Raw genomic sequence first — 1,428 nt, forward strand, 5'->3', positions numbered from 1 at the left:
CCGTTGCGGTGGGCGCGGGATGGACGGTATGAGCGGGATGGGCGGGGTTTTGCAGGTCGCCGGGCTCGTCATGCTGGGTTGGGGACATTCGCGAACACCTCGTGATGGGAATCAAGTCTGCCGATGCGGTTGAGCGGCCAGTTGCGCACAATCGCCACGCCGAGCACATCACTAATCGGGACCAAACCGTTCGACCCGTCATTCTGGTGATAGCGGGAATCCGCGGAATTGGCGCGATTGTCGCCGAGCACGAAAATATGTCCCTCGGTCACAGTGACATTGAAGGCAAAATCGCTGGGTTGCACGCCGGGTTTGAGATACGCGCTTTCATCGATGGCCACGCCGTTGATGGTCACCGGCTGGCCGGCGCCGGCGCATGCCACGGTGTCGCCCGGCAGGCCGATAAGCCGTTTGATCAGATCATCGCTGCCCATCGACGACTCGGATTGCAACCAGTTGGCGGGATCCTTGAACACCACGATGTCACCGCGCTGCAATTTGATGAGGTCGGGCGCAAGTTTCGTAGTGATAACCCGGTCGTTGATTTCGATGGTGTCCAGCATGGAACCTGAGGGAATCACATAGAAGCCGAACAGGAACACGCGCATGAGCAGCACAATCAGCACCGGGATGCCGCACCACAGCAGCCATTCGCGTGCGCTGTCGGAGGTTGACGATGCGCTTGCCGAACGTCGTGGGGCGCCGCCGCGGGACGACGGCGAGCCGGATGCGTGGGCCGCATGGGCTGCGCGTGCTGCGTGCCGGGCGTGTCGAGATGACGAATCATCTGGGGTATTCGCCGGGGAGAAGTCTTGGAAGAAAGCCGGGAAGGAAGCCGGAGGTTGTGGCGATGCCAGGACTGATGTCGTTGCGGTTGCTTGCGTCGTTGCGGTGGCAGGGGCGTATGCGGAAACGGGGGCAGGAATGGAGGTGGAGACGTCAGCTGGCACAGGGGCGGGATCGATGCCGCGTTCGGCGACCGAAAGGATGTGGGAATCCGCGTCACTGTGCTGGTCGCTTGACGACCGGAACATCTGCTGCGTCATGATTCTCCCATCTGCCGACCTGCTGTCGGCGAAGCCTTGTCAGGCACCGTGCCAGGGGCGATGCCGGGGGCGTTCTGTCGGGGCGCCGCCGGATTGCGCCGGGTGCGGTGCCGGGACATCCCGCCGGATCGCGCCGCCGTAACGTCCTGCCGGAGCGTCTTTCGGCCGTGTGTGCCGTCGTCCGCTCGCTGCCGGCGCTACCGTCAGGCAGTACTGTCGGCCGCTCACCGTATTGGCTTGACCATGCTACCGCCATCCCAGCTTGACCGGTGCTGTCGCATACGTTACCAGCACGTCTGCTCGTACCCGCCGATCGAATCCGCAAGCGAGGACTTATCGGACGGTCGAAACGAAGTCCTATCCCACGGCTGTTCCGATTTGC

The 1,428-nt window shown here is 63.0% G+C and carries 1 protein-coding gene; it reads right to left on the reverse strand.

Annotated features, from left to right (window positions below):
* Window positions 1-68 precede the first annotated feature (68 nt).
* Entirely contained in the window at window positions 69-1,046 is a 978-nt protein-coding gene (lepB, locus tag ACI38B_RS02450) for a signal peptidase I (protein ID WP_439729381.1), read from the reverse strand.
* Window positions 1,047-1,428: the final 382 nt, after the last annotated feature.

The sequence above is a fragment of the Bifidobacterium sp. genome (assembly GCF_051876855.1).
Classification (GTDB): domain Bacteria; phylum Actinomycetota; class Actinomycetes; order Actinomycetales; family Bifidobacteriaceae; genus Bifidobacterium.